General features: G+C 66.8%; 19 protein-coding genes. 2 read left to right on the top strand and 17 right to left on the bottom strand.

Features of this window, described 5'->3' with window-relative positions:
* Positions 1-14: 14 nt before the first annotated feature.
* The 12 genes from trmB to AUL36_RS14600 all read right to left on the bottom strand — a co-directional run bounded on the left by trmB (position 15) and on the right by AUL36_RS14600 (position 11,648).
* Positions 15-728 carry a tRNA (guanine(46)-N(7))-methyltransferase TrmB gene (trmB, locus tag AUL36_RS14545; protein WP_374700776.1) on the bottom strand — a complete coding sequence of 238 codons (714 nt, stop codon included), beginning with the start codon at positions 726-728 and terminating at the stop codon, positions 15-17.
* Positions 718-1,929: a methionine adenosyltransferase gene (gene metK, locus AUL36_RS14550; protein WP_058602024.1), complete on the bottom strand. Its 1,212-nt coding sequence runs from the start codon at positions 1,927-1,929 to the stop codon at positions 718-720. The genes trmB and metK overlap by 11 nt, the downstream gene beginning before the upstream one ends.
* 153 nt (positions 1,930-2,082) lie before the next feature.
* The gene (locus tag AUL36_RS14555) at positions 2,083-2,505 is read right to left on the bottom strand and encodes a helix-turn-helix domain-containing protein (protein WP_062221908.1); all 423 of its coding nucleotides are present in this window, start codon (positions 2,503-2,505) and stop codon (positions 2,083-2,085) included.
* Between the two features lie 120 nt (positions 2,506-2,625).
* The gene (gene lnt, locus AUL36_RS14560) at positions 2,626-4,269 is read right to left on the bottom strand and encodes an apolipoprotein N-acyltransferase (RefSeq protein WP_062221910.1); all 1,644 of its coding nucleotides are present in this window, start codon (positions 4,267-4,269) and stop codon (positions 2,626-2,628) included.
* A gap of 229 nt (positions 4,270-4,498) precedes the next feature.
* Positions 4,499-5,524 (bottom strand): hemolysin family protein, encoded by a 1,026-nt coding sequence (locus tag AUL36_RS14565; RefSeq protein ID WP_062221912.1) that lies wholly within the window; start codon positions 5,522-5,524, stop codon positions 4,499-4,501.
* 21 nt (positions 5,525-5,545) lie between these two features.
* Positions 5,546-6,088 (bottom strand): rRNA maturation RNase YbeY, encoded by a 543-nt coding sequence (gene ybeY, locus AUL36_RS14570; protein WP_082655859.1) that lies wholly within the window; start codon positions 6,086-6,088, stop codon positions 5,546-5,548.
* The gene (locus AUL36_RS14575; protein WP_062221914.1) at positions 6,085-7,125 is read right to left on the bottom strand and encodes a PhoH family protein; all 1,041 of its coding nucleotides are present in this window, start codon (positions 7,123-7,125) and stop codon (positions 6,085-6,087) included. The genes ybeY and AUL36_RS14575 overlap by 4 nt, the downstream gene beginning before the upstream one ends.
* Complete coding sequence (gene miaB / locus AUL36_RS14580) at positions 7,122-8,552, bottom strand: tRNA (N6-isopentenyl adenosine(37)-C2)-methylthiotransferase MiaB (protein ID WP_062221916.1); 1,431 nt, start codon at positions 8,550-8,552, stop codon at positions 7,122-7,124. Before miaB ends, AUL36_RS14575 begins: the two co-directional genes overlap by 4 nt.
* Positions 8,553-8,835: 283 nt before the next feature.
* The gene (locus tag AUL36_RS14585) at positions 8,836-9,621 is read right to left on the bottom strand and encodes a lysophospholipid acyltransferase family protein (protein WP_062221918.1); all 786 of its coding nucleotides are present in this window, start codon (positions 9,619-9,621) and stop codon (positions 8,836-8,838) included.
* Positions 9,622-9,682: 61 nt separating this feature from the next.
* Complete coding sequence (rimI, locus tag AUL36_RS14590) at positions 9,683-10,204, bottom strand: ribosomal protein S18-alanine N-acetyltransferase (protein WP_062221920.1); 522 nt, start codon at positions 10,202-10,204, stop codon at positions 9,683-9,685.
* A gap of 158 nt (positions 10,205-10,362) precedes the next feature.
* The gene (tsaB, locus tag AUL36_RS14595) at positions 10,363-11,055 is read right to left on the bottom strand and encodes a tRNA (adenosine(37)-N6)-threonylcarbamoyltransferase complex dimerization subunit type 1 TsaB (RefSeq protein WP_062221922.1); all 693 of its coding nucleotides are present in this window, start codon (positions 11,053-11,055) and stop codon (positions 10,363-10,365) included.
* A gap of 14 nt (positions 11,056-11,069) precedes the next feature.
* Entirely contained in the window at positions 11,070-11,648 is a 579-nt protein-coding gene (locus tag AUL36_RS14600) for a NifU family protein (RefSeq protein ID WP_058633318.1), read from the bottom strand.
* A gap of 200 nt (positions 11,649-11,848) precedes the next feature.
* Between AUL36_RS14600 and AUL36_RS14605 the strand changes: the two genes are divergently transcribed.
* Positions 11,849-12,817 (top strand): cation diffusion facilitator family transporter, encoded by a 969-nt coding sequence (locus AUL36_RS14605; RefSeq protein ID WP_062221924.1) that lies wholly within the window; start codon positions 11,849-11,851, stop codon positions 12,815-12,817.
* Positions 12,818-12,862: 45 nt separating this feature from the next.
* On the opposite strand, the gene AUL36_RS14610 is transcribed toward AUL36_RS14605, so the two are convergent.
* Positions 12,863-13,354: a universal stress protein gene (locus AUL36_RS14610; protein ID WP_058602034.1), complete on the bottom strand. Its 492-nt coding sequence runs from the start codon at positions 13,352-13,354 to the stop codon at positions 12,863-12,865.
* A 244-nt stretch (positions 13,355-13,598) separates the two neighbouring features.
* Positions 13,599-14,663: a tryptophan--tRNA ligase gene (trpS, locus tag AUL36_RS14615; RefSeq protein WP_062221971.1), complete on the bottom strand. Its 1,065-nt coding sequence runs from the start codon at positions 14,661-14,663 to the stop codon at positions 13,599-13,601.
* Between the two features lie 195 nt (positions 14,664-14,858).
* On the opposite strand from trpS, the gene AUL36_RS14620 reads away from it, so the two are divergent.
* Positions 14,859-15,350 (top strand): DUF3597 domain-containing protein, encoded by a 492-nt coding sequence (locus AUL36_RS14620; protein WP_062221926.1) that lies wholly within the window; start codon positions 14,859-14,861, stop codon positions 15,348-15,350.
* Between the two features lie 21 nt (positions 15,351-15,371).
* Here AUL36_RS14620 and murJ read toward each other — a convergent pair whose 3' ends face one another.
* From murJ to AUL36_RS14635, 3 genes are all read right to left on the bottom strand, one after another.
* Positions 15,372-16,985, bottom strand: a complete 1,614-nt coding sequence (gene murJ / locus AUL36_RS14625; protein WP_062221928.1) for a murein biosynthesis integral membrane protein MurJ — start codon at positions 16,983-16,985, stop codon at positions 15,372-15,374.
* Complete coding sequence (locus AUL36_RS14630; RefSeq protein WP_156418404.1) at positions 16,982-19,867, bottom strand: [protein-PII] uridylyltransferase; 2,886 nt, start codon at positions 19,865-19,867, stop codon at positions 16,982-16,984. Before AUL36_RS14630 ends, murJ begins: the two co-directional genes overlap by 4 nt.
* Positions 19,868-19,963: 96 nt before the next feature.
* Positions 19,964-20,809 (bottom strand): SDR family oxidoreductase, encoded by an 846-nt coding sequence (locus AUL36_RS14635; RefSeq protein ID WP_058635810.1) that lies wholly within the window; start codon positions 20,807-20,809, stop codon positions 19,964-19,966.
* Between the last annotated feature and the right edge of the window lie 97 nt (positions 20,810-20,906).

Consider the following 20,906-nt stretch of genomic DNA (forward strand, 5'->3'; position numbering starts at 1 on the left):
GGAGGGTCGCAAGCTCAGATCCGGCGGAAGGTGAGATAGGCGCCCTTGCGTCCCTCGCGATGCGCCTTGGCCTCGTAGCGCGTGCCGGGCCAGCCCTCATAGGGCGTGTGCCAGTCGGCCGGGGACTGCGCCAGCCATTCGAAGGCCTCGTGGTCGCGCAGATGCGTCAGCGTCCAGTCCACATAGGTCTCGATGTCCGAGGCGAAGCGGAACAAGGCACCGGGCTTCATCACGCGGGCGAAACGGCGCAGCGTGCGCTCGTTCACGAAGCGGCGCTTCCAGTGCTTCTTCTTGGGCCAGGGGTCGGGATAGAACAGATCGATGCCGCTCAAACATGCATCCGGCAGCCAATCCAGAAGCAGCGTCGCGTCGTCGCCGAACAGGCGCAGGTTGGGACGCGGCTCTTCTTCGAGCGCGACCAGCATCTTGGCCATGGAGTTGCGGAACGGCTCGACGCCGATGAAACCCGTGCCGGGATGACGGCCGGACTCCATGTGAAGATGCTCGCCCCCGCCGAACCCAATCTCCAGCCGGACGCCTGAGACCTCGGCCTCGAACAGCGACGTGAGATCCCCCGGCGCGGGCTGCGACAGGTCGAGGCCGAGCACGGGCAGCCGCTCGTCCAGGAGATCGGCCTGAAGCGGGCGCAGGGTCTTGCCGCGAGAACGGCCGAAGAAGTTCTCGCGGACTCGAGCCTTGAGGCCGTTGATGCGTCGTTCAGCGGCCAAGAGCAGACTTCAGCTTGGAGATGAGGTCGGTGCGCTCCCAGGAGAAGGAGCCGTCACGGCCGGGCTTGCGGCCGAAATGGCCATAGGCGGAGGTCTTAGCGTAGATCGGGCGCGTGAGCTGGAGATGCTCGCGAATGCCGCGCGGCGTCAGGTCCATGACCTCGCGCAGCGCCGTCTCGACGGCCGCCTCGTCCACCGTGCCGGTGCCGTGCAGATCGACATAGACCGACAGCGGCTCGGCAACGCCGATCGCGTAGGACAGCTGGATCGTGCAGCGATCGGCAAGCTTGGCGGCCACCACGTTCTTGGCGAGATAGCGCGCGGCATAGGCGGCCGAGCGGTCGACTTTGGTCGGGTCCTTGCCCGAGAACGCGCCGCCGCCATGAGGGGCCGCACCGCCATAGGTGTCCACGATGATCTTGCGGCCCGTCAGGCCCGCGTCGCCATCCGGCCCGCCGATCACGAACTTGCCGGTCGGGTTGACGTGCCAGACGCAATCGGCCGCGATGGGGAGTTCGGCGACGGCCTCGCGCACGAAGGGCTCGACGATGGCGCGCACGTCCTTGGAATTCAGCGACTCGTCCAGATGCTGGGTCGAGAGCACGATCGACACGATCTCGGACGGCTTGCCGTCCTTGTAACGAACCGTCACCTGCGTCTTGGCATCGGGGCCGAGCTTGCCGGCGTCGCCCTCGCTCGCCTTGCGGGCCGTCGCCAGACGCTCCAGAATCTTCTGCGCGTAGAAGATCGGGGCCGGCATCAGCTCCGCCGTTTCGCGGCAGGCATAGCCGAACATGATGCCCTGGTCGCCCGCGCCTTCGGTGTTCTTCTCACCGCCCACATCCACGCCCTGGGCGATGTCGGCGGACTGCTCGTGCAGGAGAACGTCGATCTTGGCGGTCTTCCAGTGGAAGCCGTCCTGCTCGTAGCCGATCGCCTTCACGGCCTTGCGCGCCGCCGAGCGGACCTTCGACTTCAGCCGGCCCGCCTCGACCGAGCAGCGCACTTCACCGGCGATGATGATGCGGTTCGTGGTCGCCAGCGTTTCGCAGGCGACGCGCAGAAGCGAGGCGTCCATGCCGCTCTTGCGCGCTTCCTTGTAGAGAAGATCCACGATCTCGTCGGAGATGCGGTCGCAAACCTTGTCGGGATGTCCTTCGGAAACGCTTTCCGAGGTGAAGAGGTAGTCGCTGCGCGCCATGTGCCTGGAACTCTCCCGTGCCGTCGGAGAGGGTCCGACTTGCCGCTTCAGCCCACTTCGGTCGCGGGCTCGCCGGGGTTAGGAAATGAGGGCTCTTCGCGCAAGCGAAATTTCCAGCGCGAAACCGCCGGATCGCGCCAAAATCGACCTGTTTCAGTCGCTTTCGCCCTCATCGTCCGCTGAGGACAAGGCTCGCACGAGGTCGAGCACGCGCCGGCGGACCTTGGGATCGGCAATGCGCTGGAAGGCGCGTGTCAGCTGGAGCATTTCGGCCGAGTGCGGTGCGTCATGCACGAAGTCGCTGGACGGCTCGTTCAGCTCCGTCAGCCCGGAGGACTGGGAGTCCAGCCCATCGAAGAAGAAGGACACTGGCGTCGAGAGCACGGCGGAGATGTTCTGCAACCGGCTCGCGCCGATGCGGTTGGTGCCCTTTTCGTACTTCTGGATCTGCTGGAAGGTGATGCCGAGATGCTCGCCGAGCTTCTCCTGGCTCATGCCTAGACTCGTGCGGCGCAGGCGAAGCCGCGAGCCCACATGAACATCCACAGGGTTCGGCGTCTTCTTCGCTTCCACCATCGCCGTGCCTTCCGCCCCCGCCGTCGCAGACCGCAGCGGCATGACGTCCGGTCGGCGGGCGCTACGATTGATCTGTAGGTATTCCTACAGAGGTTTCGTTAGGGAGTGCCCGTGCGCGCGTCAATCGGCGGAGCGGCGAAATCGGAGATAGCCGATAACAGCCGCAAGGCCGAACAGCGCCAGAAGCCCGTAGAAGACCTTTTCGCCCCATCGCGCATAGGGCGTCGGCGCGCCGGGCAGCGGCAGGTCGGCATCCACCGTCCCTCCTTGCCCAAGCGCCAAGCCGGCCACGGGCCGCCCGACCGAATCGGTGACGATCGAAATGCCCGTATTGGCGGCGCGCACGAGCGGCAGGCCGAAAGCCACCGCCGTCAGCTGAGCCTGGCGCAGATGCTGGTAGGGGCCGGGCGTGCGGCCGTACCAGGCATCGTTCGTCACGTTGAGGATGAAGTCAGGCCGCGTGGCCCGCGTGCCGATCTCGCCGGGAAAGATGATCTCGTAGCAGATGAGGGGCAGGAAGCGCGGGCCGCCCGGCCCCGCCTCCAGATCGCGGCGCGAGGCACCGGGCGAGAAGCCGCCGGGCAGATGCGTCAACTGATTGATGCCCCAGCTTTCGAGCAGCGCCTGAAACGGCAGATATTCGCCGAAGGGCACGAGATGCAGCTTGTCCTGCGCGTCGAGGATCGTCCCGTCCTCGCCGATCACATAGACCGAATTGAAGAAGCGGGCCTTGGCGCCCTCCCCTTCCATGCGCGTCGCCCCAGCGATCAGCGTGTCGCCTGGGCCCAGCGCCTCGGCAAGGCTCGCCACCGCGTCCGGCCGCTGGGTGAGAATGAAGGGAAAGGAGGATTCCGGCCAGACCACGAGGCGTCGGCCGGGCTCTGTGGAGGGTGTCTCGGCGCTCCCCTCGCCCTGAAGGATGGGCGCGGGCGGCATGGGCGCCTGGGTCAGTTCTAGCTGGCGCGAGAAGATGCGCTCGGCCTCGGCCGGATCCCATTTCTGGCCCTGCAGGATATTGGGCTGAACGAGGCGCAGGGTGACGCCGGCGACATGGCCGGCGGGCGCATTCGAAACATGCCACCAGCCATAGGCAACATGGGCGCCAACGAGCACAACGCCGAACACCGACGCCAGGGCGCGTCCGCGCGCCGGGGTGACTAGGAGCGCCGGCAGCGAAAACACGAAAACCGACAGCAGCGTCAGCCCGTTGAGACCAACCACCGAAACCGAGCCCATGAGCAGCGGCACGGGCGCGGCGATCGCGCCGACCGTGTTCCAGGTGAAGCCGGTGAGGAGCATTCCGCGCAGGCCCTCGAACAGCGCGATCGAGGCCGCGAAGGCGAACAGGCGCAGGACGCCATCGCTCCAGAACAGGCGAGCGAGTGCCGCCGCCAAACCCCAGTAGATCGCGAGCGCCATGGGCAGCGCGAACACGGCGAGCGGCAGCGCCCACCAGAACTCCGCCCCGTCCACCAGGATCGCCGCGCCCAGCCACCAGAGACCGGCCACGAAATATCCAAAGCCGAAGCACCAGCCGATGCGGAAGGCGGGGCAGGAGCGCCGGATCAGGCCCGCGCCCGGCTTTCCGCTCGCGCCATCCAGAAGCCAGACGAGCAGCGGAAAGGAGACGAAGCCGACGGCCGGCACGTTGAAGGGGGCAAGGCCGAGCACCAGCACGGCGCCGGCCAGGAAGGCGATCAGGGCGCGCGTCCAGCCGTCCGACAGAATGATGCGCCCCGCCAGACGCTGAAGTCCTGTTTGCAAACCGCTTCCCCTTCATGACCGGCCCGGTCCCTGCCGCGCCGATAAAGATGTCGGCGCGCCACGTCCAGAGGCAGTCATGAAGCGAGCACGAGCCTTGCGCCGTCTCCGCCGATCTGAAGCCAAGGTGCAAGCAGCGGACACAGGGTCGGCACTGAGGCCCGTCGGCGCGACGAGCCGCCACGAACGAAGCCCGTTGCGGCCGTGGGCAGTCAGACAGCCCTGCGCGGTCCTATGCCAGTTCCGGCGACGGGCCTTCGGGAAAGCGCACGATGCGCAGGCGCTTCACGCGGCGCGGATCGGCGTCCAGCACTTCGATCTCGAAGCCGGGCACGGCCTCGATCACCGTGCCGATCTCAGGCAGGCCGCCATGGGCTTGCACCACGAGACCGCCGATCGTGTCGGCTTCGTCCTCATGGGCGCTGACGTCGAAATCGGGGCCGACGAGCTTGCAGACGTCCTCCAGCTCGGCGCGCGCGTCCGCGTAGTAAACGCCGTCGCCGGCATGGGTGACGAGGATTTCCTCGTCGTCGTGCTCGTCTTCGATGTCGCCGACGACCATTTCGAGAATGTCTTCCAGCGAGACGAGACCGTCCGTGCCGCCATATTCGTCGATCACCAGCGCCATCTGGATATGGCTCGCCTGCATCCGCGCCATCAGCTCGGCCGCGTGCATGGACGGCGGCACGAAGAGAACCTGACGCAGGAGCCCGAGATCGGCGATGGTATGGTCGAGATCGACGCGGGCGAGATCGAGCGTGGAGCGAACCGGCGCGCCTTCCTGCTCCTTATCGTGGCCGAAGCAGAGCGCGGCGCGGGTGATGTGGCCGACCATGTCGCGAATATGGACCATGCCCAGCGGATCATCGAGCCCGTCGCCATAGACGGGCATCCGCGAGCGGCCGGTTTCCTCGAAACGGGCCATGAGTTCGGCGAGCGTCGCGGTGACCGGCACGGCGTCGATCTCGGTGCGCGACACCATGACGTCTTCCACGCGCATGTCGTGGAGTTCCAGAATATTGGTGAGCATGAGCCGCTCACCGGGAGAGAAGCCGGTCGCTTCCGTTCCCTCGCCCATCAGGGCGTCCACCAGTTCCTCGCGCAACGAGGGCGGAACGCGGGGCCTCAGGAAGGTGACGAGCTGCTCGAAGAAACCGGGCTCGTCTTCCCGCGGCCGCCGCCGACTTCGGACATCGGGCGCTTCGGAGGCATGGCGCTCGCCCGAAGCCGTCTCGTCCTGGTGATGGGTCATGCTCATAAAGCGTGTCTTTCGTTTCCGTCAGTCTCGGTCGTTGCCGTCGGTCGCGACCGATAGCTCGGATTCCGCATAGGGGTCGGCGATCCCGAGCCCCGCCAGAATGCGGATCTCGGTGCTTTCCATGTCCTCCGCGTCCTCGTCCGTCTCGTGGTCGAAGCCCAGAAGATGCAACATGCCATGCACAATCAGATGACGCACATGATCGGAGGGCGTCTTTCCCTCCTCGGCCGCTTCGCGCCCGCAGGTTTCGGCCGCCAGAACGAGGTCGCCCAGAAGCGGGCCGGGCGCATCACCCGGCTCCAACTCGGCCATGGGAAAGGACAGGACATTGGTCGGCTTGTCCTTGCCGCGCCATTCCTTGTTGACCTCCCGAACCTCGGCGTCGTCCGTCAGCGTGACGGAGACTTCGGTGTCGAGATCGACGGCAAAGCCTTGATCCTCCGCTACGGCGAAAATCGCCTCGCGCACCAGAGGTTCCGGGTCGCCCTTCAGAAGCTCGCGCCAGAGATCGCTGTCCTCCGAGAGGAGGATGCGTGGCGCGGAGCGTTGTCGCCCGTCCGTCACGTGCGCTTGGCCTGCTGCGCGCGCTTCTCGCTCGCGTCGCCCTCGTAGGCTTCGACGATCGACTGCACGAGGCGATGGCGCACCACGTCCTTGGATTCGAAGCGCACGGAGACGATGTTGGACACGCCGTCGAGAATGCGCAACGCCTCCACGAGACCGGAGGTCTGACCGGGCGGAAGATCGATCTGCGAGGGATCGCCCGTCACCACCATGCGGGCGTTTTCGCCCAGGCGCGTCAGGAACATCTTCATCTGCATCGAGGTCGTGTTCTGCGCCTCGTCCAGGATGACCGCCGCATTGGCGAGCGTGCGTCCGCGCATGAAGGCAAGCGGCGCGATCTCGATGGCGCCGGCGGCGAGCGCCCGCTCCACCTTCTCGGCCGGAATCATGTCGTAGAGCGCGTCGTAGAGCGGACGCAGATAGGGATCGACCTTGTCCTTCATGTCGCCCGGCAGAAAGCCGAGGCGCTCGCCCGCTTCCACGGCGGGGCGCGACAGGATGATGCGCTCGACCTGACCGCGCTCCAGAAGCTGGGCGGCGTGCGCCACGGCGAGATAGGTTTTGCCCGTGCCGGCGGGGCCGACACCGAAGACGAGCTCCGCCCGGTCCATCGCGCGCATATAGGCATCCTGCGTCGGCGTGCGGGCGTGGATGGTCTTCTTGCGGGTGGAAATCTGGGCAAGCGAGATGCGGCCCTTCTTTTCCAGGGTCGGCAGGACGAGCTGGTCGTCGGCCGCGACCGCCATGCGAATGGCGCCCTCGACATCGGACGCGCCGATCTCGGCCCCGCCCTGCAGCCGGCCATAGAGGAAGTCCAGCGCCCGGCGGGCCTGTTCGCTGGCGGTGGGGTCGCCGCGAAGCTCCACCTTGTTGCCGCGCGCGCGCGCATCGACATGCAGCTTCTGCTCGATCAGGGCCAGATGCTCGTCGAACTGCCCGAACAGGGCACCGGCCAGCCGGTTGTCGTCGAAGGTCAGAACGAGATGGGCCATGTCGGAAGCGCCGGAAGCCGGTGACATGCCGCGTGCTGCCTTCATGCGATCTTCCTTGCGAGAAGCTCCTGCGCCCGGAGGGTCGCGTGGGGAGCGTCAGCCGGCTCGGCGCCGGCGGCCATGAGAGAATTGGCAAGGCTCGCGGTGACGCGAACCGAAACGATATCGCCGACCGCCCCCGCCGAGGCGGGAACCACGACCGGCAGAAGGAAAGGCGAGCGACCGATCATCTGGCCGGGATGGCGGCCGGGCTTCTCGATCAGGACATCCGTATCCTGGCCGACGAAGCTTTCCTGAAAAGCCACCTGTTGTTCGCGGATCAGCGCCTGGAGCCGCTCCAACCGTTCGGTCTTCACGTCCTCGGGCACATGGCCGTCCATCGTCGCGCCCGGCGTGCCGGGGCGGGGCGAATATTTGAACGTGTAGGCGGCGGCGTAGCGGACCTCGCGCACCAGCGCGAGCGTCGCCTCGAAATCCTCGTCGCTCTCGCCGGGAAAGCCGACGATGAAATCGCCCGAGAGGGCGATATCGGGCCGGGCCTGCCGGATGCGCTCCAGAAGCTGGAGATAGTCGGCGGCCTTGTGACGCCGGTTCATCGCCTTCAGGATGCGGTCGGAGCCCGACTGAACCGGCAGATGCAGATAGGGCATCAGCGCCCGCAAATCGCGATGCGCCTCGATCAAGGCCTCGTCCATGTCGCGCGGGTGCGAGGTCGTGTAGCGCAGGCGGGCGATGCCCGGAATCTCGGCGAGATCGCGCAGGAGCGAGGCAAGCCCCCCTTCGCCCGGCCCCCAGGCATTGACGTTCTGCCCGAGCAGCGTCAGCTCGCGCACGCCGGCCCCGGCCAGACGCCGCGCTTCTTCCAAAATGGCCGCGCGCGGGCGCGAGACCTCCGCGCCGCGCGTATAGGGCACGACGCAGAAGGTGCAGAACTTGTCGCAGCCTTCCTGCACGGTGAGAAAGGCGGCGACGCCGCGCTGGCGAATTTCCTGATTGGACGGGTTCGGCAGATGCTCGAACTTGTCCTCCACCGCATAGTCGGTCTCGACCACGCGCTCGCCCTTGGCGACGCGGGCCAGCATGTCCGGCAGGCGGTGATAGGTCTGCGGGCCGACCACGAGATCGACCACGGGCGCGCGGGCGATGATCTCCGGCCCTTCGGCCTGCGCCACGCAACCGGTGACGCCGATGCGCATCTCCTGCCCCAGCGCGGCGCGCTCGGCCTTCAGGACGCGCAGACGCCCGAGTTCGGAATAGATCTTCTCGGCAGCCCGCTCGCGAATATGGCAAGTGTTGAGGAGCACGAGGTCGGCCTCCTCGACGCTGTCGGTCGGCCGATAGCCGTCCTTGGCGAGGGCATCGCCCATGCGCTGGCTGTCATAGACGTTCATCTGGCAACCATAGGTCTTGATAAAGACCTTGCGCCGGTTGTCGCCCTGCTCGTCGCCTCGTTCGTCGATCGTCTCGCTCATGCGTCCTTCATAGCGTCTTTTTCGGCTTCTGCCGGAAAAGACTTCCATCGCGGCCCCGCCGATCCCTCAAGCCCGCAGGTTGCGTCCGGCGAGATCATGTCCGGCAGGGTCGATCCGGCGCCCGCGAAAGCCACGCGTCCCTTTCGAGAAACGCCACGGCCATCGTTGCTCCTGGCCTATCTATATCAGGCGGTTGGGGGGAACGCGCAAGCGGGCATTCCCGCGAAACGGCCCGAGACTTTGGGGTAGAGCGAAAGAACGCCTCAACCGAGCGCTGCCGACGTCAGGCGGCGCGGTCGTCATCCCCGCGCAGGCTGCGCGCCATCAGGGCAGCGACGACGCTTTCGCAGCGCCGCGCCACGGCCTTGCGGTCACTTGCCGCATCGAAGCGAATGGGTTCGCCGAAGCGGATTTCGGCATCCACCGCGCCTTCACGCAGGAAGGCCAGAAGATGGGGCATCAGTTCGACATCGCCCGGCCAGGCGGCGAGCGGGCGGCCGTAATGGCCCATCGGCATTCCATTGACCTTGGTATAGGCGACGCAAACGGGCTGAACCCAGACCGCCTCGGCCTGCGAGCGGCGAAGCGACGCCTGCGCCGCGCCGAACAGCGCCGTCTTGAAGGGCAGGACGCGGTTCCCGTCCGAGGTCGTGCCTTCGGCAAAGAGCACCATGGCGTCGCCCGCGTTCAGCCGCTCGCCGATCGCGTCCGCCTGCTGCCCCGTGCGCCCGCGCGCCTCGCGCTCCACGAAGGTGGTGCGCTGGAGCTTGGCGAGCAGGCCGAAGATCGGCCAGCCGGCGACCTCGCTCTTGGCGATGAAGGACAGCGGCATGACCGCGCCGAGCGCCACGATATCGGCCCAGGACTGATGATTGGCGACGAGAAGCAGCGGCCGCTCCGTGACGGGCCGGCCCTTCAGATGCAGGCGAAGACCGATGAGCCGCGCGGCGACGCTGTGCCACACGAACGGCAGGCGACGCGCGAGCGGCCAGCGCAAGCGGATCGCAAGCAGCTGAAGCGGCATCAGCACGACCGTCATCAGCGCCAGCGCCAGCCCGATGCCGAGCATCCGCGCCGTGCCCAGAGGGTCGCGGCGACGCGAAGCGTCCGTGCCGGCGGGTAGGCTCGCTTCAGTCACGCAGGTTCCGCTTCAGGATCAGGGCGCTTTTGCGCGTGCCGTCCGCGCCCGCGTAATAGGCCGGGCGGCGACCGACTTCCTCGAAGCGCAGCTTGCGATAGAGCGCGAGCGCGGGCGAGTTGGTTTCCTCGACCTCCAGAAACAGCGAGGCCGCGCGCTCGGCGTGGAGATATTGCAGGACATTGTCCATCAGGAGACGCCCGATCCCCTTGCCGCGCACACTCTTGTCGACGGCGATGGTCAGGATTTCCGCCTCGTCCACGGTCAGGCGCGCGAGCACGACGCCCACGGCCTTGTGCCCGCTCTCGGCGCGCACGATGAAGCCGAACGTGCCGCCCTGGCCGAGCAGCGAGGCGAACTCGTCTCCCGACCAGGCCTGCGTGAAGGCCTCGGAGTGGATTTCGGCCGCTTCGTCGAGATCGTCGAGGCCGAGCGGCACCGCGACATAGCCCGAGGGGCCTAGGAGGCCGTCCCAGAACGAAAGGGTCCAAGCAAGGGGGAGATACCAGTACATGCTTCTCTCCGCGAAGGGTTCAGGCGCCCATTCTGCGCGCTGCCCCTTTCCGCATCATTATGACGCCGGCTCAGGCATTTGGGCTAGAGCCTTTCCGTGAACGCTCTGAGCCCAGTCCGCCGGATCGATGTTGGCGGGAGGGCTCTAGAAAATGTTGATCACAGGGGCGCGGCCCGTAGTCCGAGCGGCACTTGCGCCTTGGCGTCCGCCCCGCGCAAGTAAAGCGGCAGCGGCGGCCCGTCCGGCACGCGCTCCGCGCCCAGCCGCGCCAGAGCCGCGATCGAGGCGAAGCGCCGCTCGGCTGAAAACAGCGCCGCGCCCTCGCCCAATACGCCCGCCGCGATTGCCACGCCCGTCCCGACGACGCGCAATCCCGCGCCCGCTGATGCGACAAAGGCGGGCAGGGCGTCCGGCGCAAGCGCTTCCGGCTCGCGCAACGTCTCGCCGCCTTGCGCGAAGAGCGCGGCATAGACCTCGCCGCGCTTGGCGTCGTGAACCGCCAGAACCGGGCCTTCGCCCCATTCCGGCTCGGCCAAGGCTTCCAGCGTGGAAATGCCGACCGAGGGCACGCCCAGCGAAATCTCCAGGCCTCGCGCGGCGGCAACGCCCACGCGAATGCCCGTGAAGGAACCCGGCCCGACGCAGACCGCGAGCTTGGCCACCTCGCTCCAGTCCGCGCCGGCGTCCTCCAGCACGGATTGCAGCAGGTCCATCAGCCGCTCGGCATGGCCGCGCCCGATCTCGTCCTCGCGCAGGGCCGCGAGGCTGCGGTCGGACAGGCGCAGGAGCGCCGCCGAGCAGCGCTCGTTCGCCGTGTCGATCGCCAGCAGCAGGTCCTTGTTGTCAGGCACGAAAGCGGCTCCGATCAGGCCGCTTCCATCGCCTCGACGGCTTCGACCTCGGGCACGAAATGGCGCAGGAGGTTTTCGATGCCGTGCTTCAGCGTTGCGGTGGACGACGGGCAGCCGGCGCAGGAGCCGCGCATGTTGAGGAAGACCACGCCGTCGCGGAAGCCGCGGAAGGTGATATCGCCGCCATCCTGCGCCACCGCCGGGCGAACGCGGGTGTCGAGCAGTTCCTTGATCGTGGAGACGATGCCCTCGTCCGACTCGTCGAAGAATTCCTCGCCGGAATCCGACGCCGCCATGCCGCTGGCGCTCGGCGCCATGACCGGCTCGCCCGACAGGAAATGCTCCATGATGGAGGCGAGGATCGCGGGCTTCAAATGCGCCCAGTCGGTCGCGTCCTTGGACACGGTGATGAAGTCGTAGCCGAAGAAGACGCCCGTCACGCCCTGGATCGCCATGAGCTTACCGGCAAGGCGCGAGCGCGCGCCCGCCTCGGCGGCTTCCAGAAACTCGGCCGTGCCGTTTTCCAGAACCACCCGGCCGGGCAGGAACTTGAGGGTCTGCGGATTGGGAGTGGATTCGGTCTGGATGAACATGGGCTGCGTCCGCCAAGAGGATTTGACGCTTTGTCCTCCGGGACAAGGCTTTCCCCCGAGATAAGCCCCTGCGCCCGCGCCCGCAAGCACAAGAGCCGTGTCCGCTCCGTCCACAGTTCCGCAGAAGAGAGACCGGCCGGACGCAACGATGCGGCCCTCTCGCCATTTCCGCCCTGCCGACAGTATCGAGGGGACAGGTCATGGCATCACATTCGGGGGCGCAGTCCGGCGGCTCGCAAAAGGTCATCTATGCCGCGCTCGCCGGAAATCTTCTGATCGCCATCACCAAATTCGTGGCGGCGGCCTATTCCGGCTCATCGGCGATGGTCAGCGAGGGCGTGCATTCGCTGGTGGATACCGGCAACGAGGTTCTGCTTCTTTACGGCACGCGCCGCGCGGCCCGCCCGGCGGATCGCACCCATCCGCTCGGCCACGGGCGCGAGCTCTATTTCTGGACCTTCATCGTCGCGCTTCTGGTTTTCGCGCTGGGGGCCGGCGTCTCGATCTACGAGGGCATCTCGCACATGCTGGCCCCCGAGCCGATCGAGGACCCGACCATCACCTATGTCGTGCTCGGCCTGTCCTTCCTGTTCGAAGGCTTTTCCTGGGTCGTGGCGCTCAAGGAGTTTCGCGTCACCAAGGGTCGGCTCGGCTATATCGAGGCGGTGAAGCGCTCCAAGGACCCGACGACCTTCACCGTCCTGTTCGAGGACAGCGCGGCCTTGATCGGCCTCGCCATCGCCTTCGTCGGCATCTTTCTGGCGCAGGCGCTGGATATGCCGGAACTCGACGGCGCGGCCTCGATCGGCATCGGCCTCGTTCTCGCGGCCACGGCCATTTTCCTAGCCCGCGAAAGCAAGGGGCTCCTCATAGGCGAGGCCGCCGCGCCCACCACGCAGGCTGCGATCCTGGCGATCGCGGAGAGTGATCCGGGCGTGCAGAGCGCCAATGGCGTCATTACCGTGCATCTCGGCCCGACGCAGATCGTCGCGGCCCTCAGCGCCGAGTTCGAGGACGCCATGACCGCGCCCGAGATCGAGGCGAGCGTTCACCGCATCGAAGCGGCCATCCGCGCCGCGCATCCCGAGATCACGACTCTCTTCGTCAAGCCGCAGACGCACCGCACCTTCGCCGAGCGCGCCCGGCGCATTGAGGAACATAGCGAGTAAGTCAGCTCCCGAGGGGCCGAAGCGGTCGCACTCCGGCTCGGCTCCTCAGCAGAGGCTTTCGATTTCCTCGTCGCTCAAGGTCGCCGGCACGATCGTCACCGGAATCGGGAAGGCCGAGCCGGAGCCCGCCACGGCCGAGACCAGGGGCCCCGGTCCGTCCGAGGCGTCGCTCGCCGCCAGGACGAGAATCGCGATCTCGCGGTCGGCCTCGATCAGGGTGCGGATTTCGTCCGCCGTCTTGCCCTCGCGCAGGATCGTCTCGGCCTCGATGCCGACCGCCGTGCGGATGTCCTCCGCCAAGCGCGACAGTCGCGTCTGCGCCTCTTCCTCGGCCTCGGCGCGCATGATGTCGCCGACGCCGAGCCATTGCGTGAAATCCGCCGCGTCGATCACATAGAGAAACACGACCGCGCCGCCGCTCGCCTTGGCGCGCCGCGCCGCATAGGCCGCCGCCCGCCCGCATTCGGGCGTCTCATCGACCACCGCCAGAAATTTGCGCCGCCCACCGGCGTCGCGCCCGAGTCGCTTGGATACCATCGCCGGACCATGCCAGCCTGCTTGGGCTCCGGCAAGCGGGCGGGGTGACGGCGGGGCTACTGCCCCGAACCCCGTCCGGGAAAGACTTCCCGGACCCTTCCCTTCTTTTGGGACTTTTCCGAGATTGGGGAGGGCCGGCGGCCCTCCCCAATCTCGGACACATGCCAAGCGAATGAGGGGTTCAGGGGAAATCATTTCCCCTGACGGGGGTGCGGGGGCAGCGCCCCCGCGTCGTCCTACCAGCTCAGCCCAAGAGGCCGAGGATGGACTTGACGTCGGCGAGCGTCCGGTCCGCGAGGGCGCGGGCGCGTTCGGCGCCGTCCTTAAGGGTGCGGTCGATTTCGGCGGGGTCGGAAAGGACGCGGCGCATTTCGCCGGCGATGGGCGCGAGCTTTTCGACGGCGAGATCGGCCAGCGCCGGCTTGAACTCGGAGAAGGGCCGACCGCCGAATTCGGTGAGGATGTCGGCCTTCGAGCGACCGGACAGCGCGGCATAGATGCCGACGAGATTGTCGGCCTCGGGCCGCCCGGCGAGGCCGGCGGGTTCGGAGGGCAGCGCGTCCGGGTCGGTCTTGGCCTTGCGGATCTTCTTGGCGATGGTCTCGTCGTCGTCGGTGAGGTTGATGCGCGAGAGGTCGGACGGGTCCGACTTCGACATTTTCTTGGAGCCGTCCTTGAGGCTCATGACGCGCGTCGCCGGCCCTTCGATCAGGGGCTCGGCCAGCGGGAAATAGCCGTTGACGGTTTCGTCGCCCATCGCCATGGGCACGCCGAGCCCCTTGGCCTCGATGCGGGCGGAGAAGTCGTGGTTGAACTTGGTCGCGATGTCGCGGGTGAGTTCGAGATGCTGCTTCTGGTCGTCGCCGACGGGCACATGCGTCGCGCGGTAGAGAAGGATGTCGGCGGCCATGAGGCTGGGATAGGCGAGAAGACCCAGCGAAGCGTTTTCGCGATCCTTACCGGCCTTGTCCTTGAACTGGGTCATGCGCGTCATCCAGCCGATGCGCGCGACGCAGTTGAAGATCCAGGCGAGTTCGGAATGGCCGGGCACGGCCGCCTGATTGAAGACGATATGGCGCTTGGGGTCGATGCCGGCCGCGAGATAGGCGGCGGCGATCTCGCGCGTCTGCTGGGCGAGGTCGTCCTGCACGAGTTGCGCGGTGAGGGCATGAAGGTCCACGACGCAGAAGATGCAGTCCTGCGTGTCCTGCAAGGCGACGAACTTCTGGATGGCGCCGAGATAGTTCCCGAGATGGAGATTGCCGGTCGGCTGGATGCCGGAAAAGACGAGGGGCTTGAAATCGGCCATGGGGAAACTCCGAAAGCGGCGGCCCGGAGACGAACGCCGGTTGGCGCGCTTATGGCGAAGCGAAGCCCGCGCCGCAAGCGGGCTGAGCGGGAAGCCGGCCCCCACGTCCGGCGGAACCAAGCGCAGCGGATCGTCGTCTTCCCTTACGAAGCATCAAGGGCCGTTTCAGAGCCCTCATTGCCAAGGAGAGACGATATGGGCTTTTTCGACCGCATCCGAGACAAGATTTTCGGCAGCGCCGAGGCGGCCGAACCGGCGCAGCAGCCAACTGCGGCGCCCACGCCCGCCCCATCGCCAGCCCCGACTCCCGCTCCTGCCTCCGCTGGCGGTGCGCCGGCTTCCACGCCCGCCGCGCCTCAGCCGCAGACGCCCGCTCCTGCCTCGCCCGCTGCGCCGGCCGGCACGCCTTCCACCAGCGCCCCCAGCCAGCCGGTGGATGTCGCCGCGATTCTGGAAGCGAAAGCCAAGGCGGCCGGCCAGCCGCTCGACTGGCGCCGCTCGATTGTCGATCTCCTGAAGCTGCTCGATCTCGACTCGAGCCTGTCGGCCCGCAAGGAACTGGCTCAGGAGCTTCACTATACCGGCGACATGAGCGACTCCGCGACCATGAACACCTGGCTGCACAAGGCGGTCATGACGAAGCTTGCCGAGAATGGCGGGCAGGTTCCCGCCGACCTTCGCGACTGATGAAAGGCGCCGGTGCTCGGCTCAGACTCGCTTCGAGCGCCGGCCCTTCAGGAGATTGCGCACCATGGCGCGGTCGGCCGCGCCGGTGGCCAGCGCGAGACCGAAATAAACCGCCATGGCGACGGCCACGATGGCGAGGATCGCGAGTCCTTGCGTCAGCGCGCCGACACCGGTTGCGAGATAAGGCGCGAGGCGCTCCAACAGAAACCAGACCACGCCGCCCATCGCCCCGGCGGACATGATCACCAGCACTGATCGCTTCACCAGCGCCATGTCCACATGCCAAAGGCCCTGACGGCGCAGACCCTCGAACAGGAGCCACGCGTTGAGCCAGCCGGCCAGCGTGGTGGCGAGCGCGATGCCCTGCTCGGCATAGAACCAGAAGAGCACGAAGGAGAGGACGGTGTTGGCGGCGGCCGATAGGCCCGTCACGATCATCGGAACCCGCGTGTTCTCGCGCGCGAAATAGCCGGGCGAGAAGACCTTGATCAGCACGAAGGCCGGCAGGCCGAGGGCGTAGAGGCCGAGCACGGCGGCGACCTGGTGCGTCGTCTCCGGCAGGAAGGCTCCGCGCTCGTAGATCAGGCGGATGATCGGCTCCGGCATGACATACAGCGCGATCGCAGCCGGGACGGTGAGGAACAGCGCGAATTCCAGCGAGCGGTTCTGCGTGTGCTGGGCTTCCTCGGCGCGGCCAGCCTTCAAGGCGCGCGCGAGTTCGGGCAGGAGCACGACCCCGATGGCGACGCCCACCATGCCGAGCGGCAGTTGATAGGGTCGGTCGGCATATTGCAGGATCGACACCGCGCCCGGCTTGTAGGAGGCGATGGCCTGTCCCACGAAGAGGTTGATCTGCGTGATGCCGCCGATGAGGGCGGCCGGGCCGGCCAGGATCAGAAGCCGCTTGAGCGCGGGCGTCCAGCGCGGGCGCTTGAGCGCCACGGAAAAGCCGGCCATGCGCATGGCGATCGTCACCATCAGAAGCTGCGCGACGCCGGCAAACAAGACGCCCCAGCTCATCAGGAAGCCGATCGTCTGCTGGTCGGACCCGTTCCACCAGCACCAGGCGAGAACGCCGATCAGCGCGAAGTTCAGGATGGTGGGCGCGGCGGCGGCGGCGAAGAAGCGGCGGAAGGCGTTCAGAATGCCCGACACCATCGCCATCAGCGACATGCAGGCGAGATAGGGGAACATGATGCGCGAGAAAGCGATGGTGATCGCGTAGCGGTCCTCGCAGGAAATCTGCTGGCCGAGCGTCTGCGGATCGTCGATGCAGGCGGCAAGACCCGGCGCGATGATCGTCTTCACCAGTGCCGGCATGAAGACCATAGCGGCGACGGTGACAACCAGAAGCACGGTGAAGAGCGTCGAGAAGATCTCGGTCGCAAAGCGCTTGGCCCCCTCCTCGCCCTCTTCTTCCAGCGAGCGAGCGAAAAGCGGAATGAAGGCGGCGTTGAACGCCCCTTCCGCGAAGAGGCGGCGGAACAGGTTGGGAAAGCGGAAGGCGAGGTTGAACGCGTCCGCGACCGGCCCGACGCCGAGCGCCGAGGCCATCATCATTTCGCGGGTGAAACCGAAGACGCGGGAAATCAGCGTCGCGCCACCAACCGTGGCGAACTTCTTCAAAAGGCTCAAGAGACGATTCCGAAGGCGACCGGAGAGGGTTTGGCGGTGGCGGAGGAGAGTTCGCCCTCCGGGCTGTCGAACACGGCGAGAAGCCGGCGGCGGATGCGCTCGGCCCGGCCCTCGCCGATGATCTTGAGGCCCAGAAGGTCGGTGACGTAGAAGACGTCCACCACCTTTTCGCCGAATGTGGTGATGTGGGCGGAGCGGATGTCGAGCGAGAGATCGGAGATCGCGCCCGTGAGATCGGCCAGAAGCCCCGGCCGGTCCAGCCCCTCGACCTCCACCACCGTCAGACGGTTCGACAGATCGTTGCGCACCTCGACGCGCGGCGCGACCGCGAAGGACTGGGTGGAGCGCGTCGGGCGGCGGCGCGCCAGAAGCGCGGGGATGGCCTCGCGCCCGCCCAGCAGCGCCTCCACCGTCTTGGCGATGCGATCGGCGCGGCGCAGCTCGTCGGCATCCTCGGCGAAGTCGCGCGTGATGGTGACGATGTCGAGCGCGCGCCCGTCGGTCATGGTGAAGATCTGCGCGTCGGCGATGTTGGCGCCGGCCGCAGCGCACGAGCCCGCGATCAGCGAGAGAAGGCGCGGATGGTCGGGCGCCAGAACCGTGATCTCGGTCACGCCCCGGAACTTGTCGGTGCGCGCGACGGTGGCGAGACTCTGGCCCTTTTCGTCGGCGTCGTCGATGAACTCGGCATGGCGCACCTGATCGTCCAGCGGCACGGTCAGCATGTAATTGTCGTAATGCTGCTCGACGCGCGCCGCGCGGCGCTCCTCCGGCCAGTCCTTCAGCCGCTCGGCCAATTCGCGCCGGGCAAAATCGGCGCGCTGGCGGCGCGAGGATTCGGAATAGCCGCCCGTCAGAAGCAGCTCGGTTTCCGCATAGAGCGTGCGGATGAGCTGGCCCTTCCAGTTGTTCCACACGCCGGGGCCGACCGCGCGAATGTCGCAGACGGTCAGGATCGTCAGAAGCTTCAGCCGGTCCAGCGTCTGCACCCGCTCGGCGAAGTCGCGGATCGTCTTGCGGTCGGTCAGGTCGCGCTGCTGCGCGGTCATCGAGAGAACGAGATGCTCCTGCACCAGCCAGGCGACGAGTTCGGTCTCGCGCTCGTCCAGCCCGAGGCGCGGGCAAAGCTCCTCGGCGATGGCCGCGCCGGCCACCGAGTGATCCTCCGGCCGGCCCTTGGCGATGTCGTGCAGGAGAAGCGCGACATAAAGGGGTACGCGGTCGCGGATCGTCTCCACAAAGCCGCTCGTCATGGGCAGTTCGCTGGCGAGTTCCCCATGTTCGAGGCGCGACATGCCGGCGACGGTGCGCAAGAGATGCTCGTCCACCGTGTAGGAATGATACATGTTGAACTGCATCATCGACACGATCTTGCCGAACTCGGGTATGAAGCGGCCGAGCACGCCCGCCTCGTTCATCCGCCGCAGATGCAGTTCGGGATTGTTGCGATCCGTCAGCACGTCCAGAAACAGGCTGTTGGCTTCCGGGTTGGCGCGCAGCGCGCCGTCCACCAGGCGCAGCGAGCGGCGCACGAGCTTCAGCGCGTCGGGGTGATATTCGAGATCGTGCGCGGCGGCGAGCTTGAACAGGCGCAGGAGATTGACCGGATCGTCCGTGAAGACGTTGCGGTTGGCCACCGTGATGCGGTTGTTGTCGATCAGAAAGGCGAGCGTGCCGGGAATCTGCCGGGTGCGGCGGCGGAAGGAGCGCACGAAACCGCGGAAGCCCGGCGCGTCCTTGGCATTTTCCTCTTCCAGCGCGGCGCAGAAAATGCCGGTGAGATCGCCCACATCCTTGGCGATCAGGAAGTAGTGCTTCATGAAGCGCTCGACATCCGTCAGCCCAGGATGGGTGTTGTAGCCGAGCCGCGAGGCGATCTCGCGCTGGAGGTCGAAGGAGAGGCGCTCTTCCGGCTTGCCGGTCAGGAAGTGCATGTGGCAGCGCACGGCCCAGAGGAAATCCTCGGCCTTCTCGAACAAGCGCGCCTCGCGCCGCGAGAAGATGCCGGCCGCCACCAGTTCCTCGCGCGTATCGACGCGGTAATGATCCTTGGCGATCCAGAAGAGCGTGTGAAGATCGCGCAGCCCGCCCTTGCCCTCCTTCACATTGGGCTCGACCAGATAGCGCGTGTCGCCCGTCTTGCGATGGCGCACGTCGCGCTCGGCGAGCTTGGCGGCGATGAAGGCGCGGCCGGTGCCGGCCGTTACCTCCGCGTCGAACCGGCGGCCGAGATCGGTGAAGAGAGCCTCCTCGCCGCAGATCAGCCGGCGCTCCAAAAGCGCGGTGCGGATGGTGAAATCCTCGGCCGACAGACGCACGCATTCCTCGACCGAGCGCGTGGCATGGCCGACCTTCAGGCCGAGATCCCAGAGGAGATAGAGGAGATATTCGGCGACCTGCTCGCCCAAGGCCGTCTGCTTGTAAGGCAGAAGGAACAGAAGATCGATGTCGGAGCCCGGTGCCAGCGTCCCGCGCCCATAGCCGCCGACGGCGCAGATCGCCATGCGCTCGCCGCTGGAGAGATTGGGCGAGCCGAACACGTGATGCAGCGCAAAATCATGGACCGCGCGGATCAGCTCGTCCTGAAGATGCGAGATGCGTGCCGCGCAGAGAAGTCCGCCGCCATCCTCGAAGAGAAGACGCTCGGCGGCCTTTCGCCCCTCGCTGTTGACGCGCTTAAGCAGCGCCAGCAGCCCGTTGCGCGTTTGCGAGCCGGAGGCATCGCCCTCGGCTGGAATCAGCGCGGCCATGGCATCGCGCAGCGCCTTGCCATCCACGATCTCGCCCAGCCGTAGATCGGCCTGCGACGCGACGACCTGCCGGGCTTGCGCCGGCTGGCCGCCGGACCGTTCGCGGCGGGACAGGGTCGTTTGGGCGGTCATGGCACTGCCTTCTGATCGGGTGGTTGCCGCTATAGTGCATTTCCCGATCTGTCAAAAGCTTAACCGCCCAAGGTACCCCGTCCGGCGCCGGCGTCTTCAGGCGCCGACGATGGTGCCCCCGTTCGGGTGCATGACCTGGCCCGTGAAATAGGAGCCATCCTCCGAAGCCAAGAACAGAAGCGCGGAGGCGACCTCGTTGGGCTGGCCGGCGCGCTTCATCGGCACCTGGGAGCCGAAGCTCGCGACCTTTTCCTCGTCCATCGACATGGGGATGAAGGGTGTCCAGATCGGGCCGGGTGCGACGCCGTTCACGCGGATGCCCTTTTCCACGAGGTTGGAGGCCATGGAGCGCGTGAAGGCCGTGATCGCGCCCTTGGTCGAGGAATAGTCGATCAGCGTCGTGTTGCCCTTGTAGGAGTTCACCGACGTGACGTTTACAATCGCCGAACCAGACTTTAGATGGTCGAGCGCGGCCTGTGTCATGTAGAAGTAGCCGTAGATATTGGTCTCGAAGGTCTTGGCGAGTTGCTCTTCGGAAATATCGCGGACGTCTTCGGCTTCTTCCTGATGGGCGGCATTGTTGACGAGAATGTCCAGCTTGCCGAACTCCGCCGCCGCTTTGTCCACGGCCTGTTTGCAGAAGCTCTTGGAGCGGACATCGCCCCGGATCAGCAGGGCCTTTTGCCCTTCGCGCTCGATCAGCGCCTTGGTTTCCTCGGCATCGCGATCCTCTTCGAGATAGACGATCGCGACATCTGCGCCCTCGCGCGCGAAGAGAACGGCGGTGGCGCGGCCGATGCCGGAATCGCCGCCCGTGATGATCGCGCTCTTGCCCTTCAACCGGCCCGATCCGGGAAAGCGCGGCTCATAGTCCGGGCGCGGATTCATCTCGTGCTCGCGGCCGGGTTCCCGATCTTGATGCTGGGCGGGGAAATTCGACATGGAGGCTGGTCCCTTCTCACATGCCGGCCAACGCCGGCTCATGAAAGGGGAAGAGACGCGGAAGCCCATGCGTTCCCGCATGGCGGCCGCCCGAGCC

Origin of the sequence: Aureimonas sp. D3 (genome assembly GCF_001463805.1) — a bacterium.
Classification (GTDB): domain Bacteria; phylum Pseudomonadota; class Alphaproteobacteria; order Rhizobiales; family Rhizobiaceae; genus Aureimonas; species Aureimonas ureilytica_A.

Coding starts and splice junctions, on each gene's coding strand:
- metK (WP_058602024.1), bottom strand. CDS start 1,929: ATGGCGCGCAGCGACTACCTCTTCACCTCGGAAAGCGTTTCCGAAGGA.
- AUL36_RS14555 (WP_062221908.1), bottom strand. CDS start 2,505: ATGGTGGAAGCGAAGAAGACGCCGAACCCTGTGGATGTTCATGTGGGC.
- AUL36_RS14565 (WP_062221912.1), bottom strand. CDS start 5,524: ATGAGCATGACCCATCACCAGGACGAGACGGCTTCGGGCGAGCGCCAT.
- AUL36_RS14575 (WP_062221914.1), bottom strand. CDS start 7,125: ATGAAGGCAGCACGCGGCATGTCACCGGCTTCCGGCGCTTCCGACATG.
- miaB (WP_062221916.1), bottom strand. CDS start 8,552: ATGAGCGAGACGATCGACGAACGAGGCGACGAGCAGGGCGACAACCGG.
- AUL36_RS14585 (WP_062221918.1), bottom strand. CDS start 9,621: ATGCTCGGCATCGGGCTGGCGCTGGCGCTGATGACGGTCGTGCTGATG.
- rimI (WP_062221920.1), bottom strand. CDS start 10,204: ATGTACTGGTATCTCCCCCTTGCTTGGACCCTTTCGTTCTGGGACGGC.
- AUL36_RS14600 (WP_058633318.1), bottom strand. CDS start 11,648: ATGTTCATCCAGACCGAATCCACTCCCAATCCGCAGACCCTCAAGTTC.
- AUL36_RS14605 (WP_062221924.1), top strand. CDS start 11,849: ATGGCATCACATTCGGGGGCGCAGTCCGGCGGCTCGCAAAAGGTCATC.
- AUL36_RS14610 (WP_058602034.1), bottom strand. CDS start 13,354: ATGGTATCCAAGCGACTCGGGCGCGACGCCGGTGGGCGGCGCAAATTT.
- trpS (WP_062221971.1), bottom strand. CDS start 14,663: ATGGCCGATTTCAAGCCCCTCGTCTTTTCCGGCATCCAGCCGACCGGC.
- AUL36_RS14620 (WP_062221926.1), top strand. CDS start 14,859: ATGGGCTTTTTCGACCGCATCCGAGACAAGATTTTCGGCAGCGCCGAG.
- AUL36_RS14630 (WP_156418404.1), bottom strand. CDS start 19,867: ATGACCGCCCAAACGACCCTGTCCCGCCGCGAACGGTCCGGCGGCCAG.
- AUL36_RS14635 (WP_058635810.1), bottom strand. CDS start 20,809: ATGTCGAATTTCCCCGCCCAGCATCAAGATCGGGAACCCGGCCGCGAG.